Source organism: Roseovarius gahaiensis, from assembly GCF_011601345.1.
Taxonomy (GTDB): domain Bacteria; phylum Pseudomonadota; class Alphaproteobacteria; order Rhodobacterales; family Rhodobacteraceae; genus Roseovarius; species Roseovarius gahaiensis.
This window is the reverse complement of sequence record NZ_JAAORB010000036.1, coordinates 20,862-28,127: the sequence shown is the minus strand read 5'-3', so window position 1 is coordinate 28,127 and position 7,266 is coordinate 20,862. Positions and strand designations below refer to the sequence as shown.

Here is a 7,266-nt window from a genome sequence, read left to right as displayed (position 1 = left end):
CACGGCGCGATCACGCAACTCAACAGGATGTGGCTTGCCCATAACTGACCCCCATATATGCCTCAAAAGCATGGAATTACAAAGCAAGCATCATGGGAATCCTGAATCTGATCAGGGGCGACACGCTCTAGCCAAAGCCTTTTCAAAAGGGGCGCGCGTGCCGCGCGCACAGATGTATTGATTGGGGGCGCTGCCCCCAAACCCCCGGGATATTTCTAAACAGAAGAAAGCCTGTAAATGGCACGCTCAGAGCGTGACGCCGCGCCGCCCAGCCAGATCCGTGAAATACTGCCATGCCACCCGGCCCGACCGACCGCCGCGCGTGGCCTGCCATTCTATCGCCTCGGCGCGAAGGGTCGCATCGTCGATCTCTAGGGAATACGCCGCGCAATAGCCGTCGATCATCGACAGATATTGATCTTGGTCGCAAGGATGAAAGCCCAGCCACAGGCCAAACCGGTCACTGAGCGAGACCTTCTCTTCGGCCGCCTCACCGGGATTGATCGCACTGGCGCGTTCGTTTTCAATCATGTCGCGCGGCATCAAGTGACGCCGGTTCGATGTGGCGTAAAACACCACATTATCCGGACGGCCTTCGATCCCGCCATCCAGAACAGCCTTAAGCGATTTATAGTGCTGGTCATCATGGCTGAACGACAGGTCGTCGCAAAACAGGATGAACCGGGCGTCGCTTGCGCGCAGGTGATGCAGCAAGCGCGACACGCTAGAGAGGTCTTCGCGCTGAAGCTCAACAATCTTGAGCGGCGTCCCTTCGGCCCGCACGGCGGCATGCACCGCTTTGACAAGGCTGGATTTTCCCATGCCCCGCGCCCCCCACAAAAGCGCATTGTTGGCCGGTAGCCCGCGGGCGAACTGGCGGGTGTTTTCAAGCAATGTGTCGCGTGATCGGTCGATGCCGACCAACAAAGACATGTCCACACGGCTAACCTCTGGCACTGGATCAAGCCGGTCCGGCTCCACATGCCAGACAAACGCATCAGCCGCATCGAAATCCGGCACGGTCAACGGCGCCGGAGACATCCGCTCCAGCGCCGCGGCAATGCGATCTAACGCGTCAGTCACTTGGGCTTGTCCTTATCGTCGTCCTCGTCGTCGCCGAATTCGTCGAGCAAGGGGTCGTCAAATTCTGATTCGCCATACGGATCTTCGGCGGCATCAGGTGTCTCAGGGTTCGGTTCATCCGTGTCCTGCGTATCCTCCGGCTCGTCCTCATCGTCATCGAACCACAGCCCTTCGGCGCGCAACTGCGCTTCACGCTTGGCTTCGACCCGGCGCACCAGCCAAATCGACACCTCATAAAGCCCATAGACCACGACAAACAGGATGCCTTGGGTGATCACGTCTGGCGGCGTCACCAACGCGGCCAGCACCAAAATGCCAACCATCGCGTATTTGCGCACATTGCCAAGGCCTTCGGCACTGACAAGCCCAGCCTTGCCCATCAGCGTCAAAAGCACAGGCAACTGGAAACACAGGCCAAAGGCGACGATGAACTTGATCGTCAGATTGAGATATTCTTGGGCCGAGCCTTGGAACACCACGCTCAGCGGGGCGGCCGCTTGCGGATCGCCTGACGGCAGGGCTTCGCCCCCGGTGCCGAACTGCTGGAAGCCAAGAAAGAAATCATAGGCCAAGGGCGTGACCACATAAAACGCGAATGCCGCCCCCAGCAAGAACATGAAGGGCGAGGCCACGAGAAACGGTAGGAACGCACCCTTTTCAGATTTGTACAGCCCCGGGGCCACAAACCGCCACATCTGGTTGGCGATGAAGGGGAACGAAAGCATGAACCCCCCCAGAAGCGATACCTTGATCGCGACGAAAAATCCTTCTTGCGGCGAGATGAAGATCAGGTCGCAATCCTGTCCACGATTGGCCAGCACCTGACACAGCGGATCGGTCAGGAAATTAAAGATCGGCGTCGCCACTGTGAAACAGATGATCATGCCGATCAGAAAGGCCACGACCGCCTTGATCAGCCGCGTGCGCAATTCTGCCAGATGCTCAATCAGAGGGGCCGAGCTTTCTTCGATCTCGTCTGTAGGGCTCATGCCTTGCTGTCCTCGGGGGGCGCGTCGGCCGCATCATCGGGTGGTGCGGTTTCGGCCGCTTCGGCCTCGGCGCGCGCGGCCTCTTCTTCAGCCAACCGCTTGGTTGCGGCTTCCGCTGATTTTTGGCGGATTTTGTCGGCTTTTTCCCGGCGCTCTTCGCTCAACTCTGATTTGGGCTCGGCCTTTTTCTTGGGGCCCGACATGGTATCCTGCGTGAAGCTTGACGAGGCTTTCTTGACCTCGTCCATCGCGCTGCCCATCGGGTTCGATGCTTTTCGCAAGCTGTCCGACACGTCCTTGACGCCGCTTTCATCCGCCGCGTCGTTCATCGCCTGGCTGAAATCGCGGGCCATGCGCTTGGCTTTGCCCACGAAATTACCGACGGCCCGGAACATGCCCGGCAGATCCTTGGGGCCGACGACGATCAGCGCGACAATGCCGATCACCAGCAGCTCGGTCCAGCCCAGGTCGAACATCTGACGCTCAGACCTTGTCTTTGTCGTCTTCGGGCGTCACGTTCTTGGCCGTGTCTGCTGCCCCGGTCTCGGTCTCGTCGCCAGCGTCCTCGATCTCTTTGTTGCCATCGGCAACGCCTTTCTTGAACGATGTGATGCCTTTGCCCACCTCGCCCATCAACGAAGATATCTTGCCACGGCCGAATAGAACCAGCACCACCACGGCAATCAGAAGAAGGCCCGGAAGGCCAATATTGTTCAGCATAATTTCTCTCCCATTGTCGGGGGTCGTTTGTGCGCCGCCCCGACATTTTCGTCAACCGTATCTAAGCCCTCAGCGCGCCGGTTGGAAGAACCAATAGCGCTTCACACCCGATAAATCCGCAAATTACCGCTTGTGGACGCAGGTAAACCGATCCGATGGGCCATCGCAAGCGACCTACGTCGCCTTAAAGCTGTTTCATTGTTCCCAAAATACTCCGGGGGAGTCGCGGCTTGCGGCGACGGGGGCAGCGCCCCCTATTTGCCCCCGATCAAGTCTTGACCGGAAACGTAAAACACTTGTCGCGCCGGATCATCAGCCACAATGGCTTACCGGGACTGGGCAAGAACACGTTCGGCACCGTCGCCCGCATGATCGAGCCATCGTGATCCATGCGAAACTCGACAAGGCTTTCGCTGCCCATGAACCGCGCCCGCCGCACGACACCGCGCGCCGCTGTGCCCATTTCAATCGTCGGCTCGGGGCCACGCCCGTTGCGGTCAAAGTCGATCTTGATGTGCTGCGGGCGGATGACAATATCCACTTCACTGCCTTCATGCACACCCGGAGCCAGAAACTGGCCAAACGGCGTTTGCACCAAAGATCCCTGAACTTTACCGCGCAGGACGTTGATATCACTGAAGAAAGCTACCGCATCGCGATCCACTGGCGCGTTATAAATATTGTATGGTGCGCCTTGCTGCACAATCCGGCCTGCGCGCATCAGGGCAATCTCATCGGCCATGCGCATGGCCTCTTCCGGCTCATGCGTGACCAGGAGAACAGCGGTATCCTGTTCGCGCAGAATGTCCAGCGTTTCATCGCGAATCCCGTCGCGCAAGCGGTTGTCGAGGCCCGAAAACGGTTCATCCATCAGCATGATCGACGGGCGCGGGGCCAAGGCGCGGGCCAAGGCCACCCGCTGCTGTTCGCCCCCCGACAATTCATGCGGATATTTCTTGCCGTAATCACCCAGCCCGACCCGCTGGAGCAATTCATCCACACGGCGGCCCATCTCGGCCTTGTCGCCGGAGAGGCCGAAAGACACATTCGCCCCGACCGTCAAATGCGGAAACAAGGCAAAATCCTGAAACATCAAGCCGATATGGCGCCGTTCCGGGGGGATGCGGAAGGTCGTATCGCAGACCAGATGACCATCGACCCAGATCTCGCCTTCGTCCTGCATTTCAACGCCAGCAATCATCCTAAGCGTGGTCGATTTGCCGCAGCCTGAGGGGCCAAGCAGGCAGGTCACCTGCCCCGGCATCACCCGCAGAGACACGTCATCGACCACACGCTGCCCATCGTAGCGCCGCACAAGATTGCGAATCTCAAGTCTCGGAGTTGCTGGCTGCACGTCGGCCTCATGTCTTTCCGATCAATTTGATCGGATATTGTTGCAGGGCAGATAGCAACCCCTTGACCGATGCGCAAGAGATCGGGGGGTCATTGCCCCCCGTCAAGCGCCTGTGTCAGGTCGGCAATCAGGTCATCCGCGTCTTCGATTCCGATGGACAGCCGCAACAGGTTGACGGGAATGCCGGTATCGGGCTCGATCGTGGCGCGGTGTTCGATCAGGCTTTCAACCCCGCCGAGGGAGGTCGCGCGGTGAAACAGCTGCAAGCGTCCAGCCACTTCGATTGCGCGCGCCGCATCGCCCCGCACCAGAACGGACAGCAAACAGCCATAGCCGCCGCACATCTGCTGTGTGGCCACCGCGTGGCCCGGATGATCGGTCAGGCCCGGATACCACACCGCGTCGATCCCGTCATGCGCGGCCATGGCCTTGGCCACGCGCAGCGCGTTGGCGCACATCCGCTCCATCCGCAGCGGCAGCGTGCGCAATCCGCGCATCAACAGCCAGGCCTCGAACGGCCCAAGAATGGCGCCGCCATCGTGGCGGGCCTGCGCAATAGCGCGCCAGACGGGGGCATCCGCATCGCGGCACGACAAAACACCGGCCACAACATCGCTATGCCCGTTCATCGACTTGGTGGCCGAATGCATCGAGATATCCGCGCCCATGTCCAACACCCGGCTCAGCACAGGTGAAGCCGCCGTGCCGTCCACCGCCAACAGCGCGCCAGCCGCATGCGCCAGATCTGCGGCGCGGGTGATATCGGTGATCTTCAGCCAAGGATTCGACGGCACCTCGATCCAAACCAGATCGGCGGGCGTGGCGCAGGCCGCTTCAAGCGCCGTGATATCGCTGCTGTCCACCTCCTCAAGCGTTACGGCGTGGCGGGCGCAATAGTCCCGCACCCAAACCGTGGCCCCCCAATAGATGCCGGATTGCATGATGACCCGGGCCCCAGAGGGCAGCGCGCGAAACAGCGCGGCAATCGCCGCCATGCCCGATGGAAACAGCAAGCTGTCGGCGGCGCCTTCAAGCTGGCGAATCACCTCTTCGGTCTGGCGCACCGTGTCGTTTTCGTCGCGGGCATACAGGTTATCGGCCCGCATTAGGGCGTTATCCGAATGCCGCGCATAGGTGCTGGCCACCGCAATGCCCGGCACCACACCACCGTCGCCCATATTCATCGCCCCCGCCGCACGTGCGGCAATGGTTGCGGGTTTCAGGTTGTCGTCGCTCATGCGGTCCCTCCGATCTGAAATAAACGTCCCGGCCCCCAGCAGTGGTAATCCGCCACCCCCGACAGGCGCAGCATATGCCAAAGCAGCGCAAGGTTCGAACTGATGACGGGCAGGCCCAATTCGGCTTCGACCGTGTCGATGATTCCGAAACTGCGCAAGTTGGTGCAACTGCTGAACACCGCCTGAACCCCCGGGCGACGGCCCAGATCCAGCATCGCGGCGGCGGTGCTGGCCTCAGTGATGCGGCCCACGGTCCAATCTTCGCTTTGGCCGAAACTGGCCTCGGCCAGCACCTCGATTCCGTTTTGGGCGAACAAGGCCACCAAGGGCCCGGTGACCGATGGCACATAGGGCGACACCAAGGCGATTCGCTGCACCCCCAGATGATGCAGCGCCGCCGCAGCGGCGCGCGCCGGATCGGTCACCGGCACAGCCGGATGCGCTGCGTTCACCAGATTGGCCACGCGGTCACTGCCGATCACCGTCGCCCCCGAGGTGCAGCCATAACCCAAAGCCGCCAAACCTTGCGGAAAACGCGCGGCGGTGGCCGTCATCTGTGCTTCCATGGTGGACAGATCGTCTGGCGTGACATGGGCGTTGGCGGGGATACGCGCATGCAGAAGGTTCACCGGGCGGCCCGCCATGGTGCCTCCGGCCTCATGCTCCAACGAGGTGTCGGTGCTCAGCACAATCACCCCAAGGCGGCGGCCCTGCCCCGCGCCATCATCCAGTTCAAAGGGAATCATGCCCGCCCTCCGCTTGCTGGCGTTTCCTGATCCGGTCGGCTGATCGTGCCACCCGAGACGCCCGCGCGCACGCCCGTCGTACCGGGGCACGAGGTGGGCAAGCCCCGCGCCACGCGCACCGCCAGATGGGCAAAAGCCTGCGCTTCCAGCATGTCCCCGTCCAGCCCCACGGCCTCGACCGGCTCAACTGGGCACTCCAGCGCCACGCGCAGCATTTCCATCAAAACGGGGTTCTTCCGCCCACCACCGGTAACCAGCAAACGCGCGGGCGGTTCGGGGCAATGCTCCATCCCGCGCAGCACGGCCGCCGCACTCATGCCGGTCAGGGTCGCCACCGCGTCGGCATGGTCCAGCTCGCCCACCAACCCGATCATGTCCTTGAAGGCGTCACGATCCAGCGATTTGGGCGGCATTTTCAAAAAATACGGCTCGTCCAGAAACAGCTCTAGCGCGCCTTGCGCCACCGTGCCTTTGCGCGCCAGTGCCCCATCACGGTCAAACGGTTCGCCGCGCCGCTCCAGCATGACATCGTTGATCGGGGCATTGGCCGGGCCGGTGTCAAAGGCCAGCAATGCGCCCGCCTCATCCGGTGTGGCCTTGCGCGGATCAACCCATGTCAGGTTGCCAACCCCGCCAAGGTTCAAAAACGCCAGCGGTGCCTCCGCGCCAATCCACTGCGCACAGGCGAAATGGTAAAACGGGGCTAGCGGCGCGCCTTCGCCGCCGAACCGGATATCGGCGCTGCGGAAATCCCACACCACCGGCACGCCCAATGCCTGCGCCAGTGCGTCGCCATCGCCCATTTGATGCGTGCCGCGGCCCTGCGGCTCATGCGCAAGGGTCTGGCCGTGAAAGCCTACCAGATCAACGCCATGAAATCCCGCCAACGCCTCGATATGCGCGGTTTGCACCACGCGCAACGCCTCGTCCACATCCTCGCCCGGCCAACGGCCAAGCGCGGCGCTCAGCACCGTTTGTTCTTGCGCGGAATAAGGCCGATACAGGCTATCGCCAAAGCCATAGATACGTTCGCCATCGGTTTCGACCACGGCGGCATCCACCCCATCCAGCGAGGTGCCCGACATCGCGCCAAGCGCGCGCATCGGCTTTGCGTTCAACATGGCCTTTCCCTTCGC

General features: G+C 61.6%; 8 protein-coding genes. All 8 read right to left on the bottom strand.

What is annotated here, in order from left to right; translation table 11 throughout:
- Positions 1-246: 246 nt before the first annotated feature.
- Positions 247-1,083, bottom strand: a complete 837-nt coding sequence (locus HAT86_RS13810) for an ATP-binding protein (RefSeq protein WP_167198966.1) — start codon at positions 1,081-1,083, stop codon at positions 247-249.
- Entirely contained in the window at positions 1,080-2,072 is a 993-nt protein-coding gene (gene tatC, locus HAT86_RS13805) for a twin-arginine translocase subunit TatC (RefSeq protein WP_167198964.1), read from the bottom strand. Before tatC ends, HAT86_RS13810 begins: the two co-directional genes overlap by 4 nt.
- Positions 2,069-2,548: a Sec-independent protein translocase protein TatB gene (tatB, locus tag HAT86_RS13800; RefSeq protein ID WP_167198961.1), complete on the bottom strand. Its 480-nt coding sequence runs from the start codon at positions 2,546-2,548 to the stop codon at positions 2,069-2,071. Before tatB ends, tatC begins: the two co-directional genes overlap by 4 nt.
- A 7-nt stretch (positions 2,549-2,555) precedes the next feature.
- Positions 2,556-2,792 (bottom strand): twin-arginine translocase TatA/TatE family subunit, encoded by a 237-nt coding sequence (locus tag HAT86_RS13795; protein WP_167198958.1) that lies wholly within the window; start codon positions 2,790-2,792, stop codon positions 2,556-2,558.
- A 268-nt stretch (positions 2,793-3,060) separates the two neighbouring features.
- Entirely contained in the window at positions 3,061-4,146 is a 1,086-nt protein-coding gene (locus HAT86_RS13790) for an ABC transporter ATP-binding protein (protein ID WP_167198956.1), read from the bottom strand.
- A gap of 89 nt (positions 4,147-4,235) precedes the next feature.
- Positions 4,236-5,384 carry a trans-sulfuration enzyme family protein gene (locus HAT86_RS13785; RefSeq protein ID WP_167198953.1) on the bottom strand — a complete coding sequence of 383 codons (1,149 nt, stop codon included), beginning with the start codon at positions 5,382-5,384 and terminating at the stop codon, positions 4,236-4,238.
- The gene (locus tag HAT86_RS13780; protein ID WP_196780614.1) at positions 5,381-6,130 is read right to left on the bottom strand and encodes a maleate cis-trans isomerase family protein; all 750 of its coding nucleotides are present in this window, start codon (positions 6,128-6,130) and stop codon (positions 5,381-5,383) included. Before HAT86_RS13780 ends, HAT86_RS13785 begins: the two co-directional genes overlap by 4 nt.
- Positions 6,127-7,251, bottom strand: coding sequence for an anhydro-N-acetylmuramic acid kinase (locus HAT86_RS13775; protein ID WP_167198950.1), 1,125 nt, complete (start codon positions 7,249-7,251; stop codon positions 6,127-6,129). The genes HAT86_RS13780 and HAT86_RS13775 overlap by 4 nt, the downstream gene beginning before the upstream one ends.
- Positions 7,252-7,266: the final 15 nt, after the last annotated feature.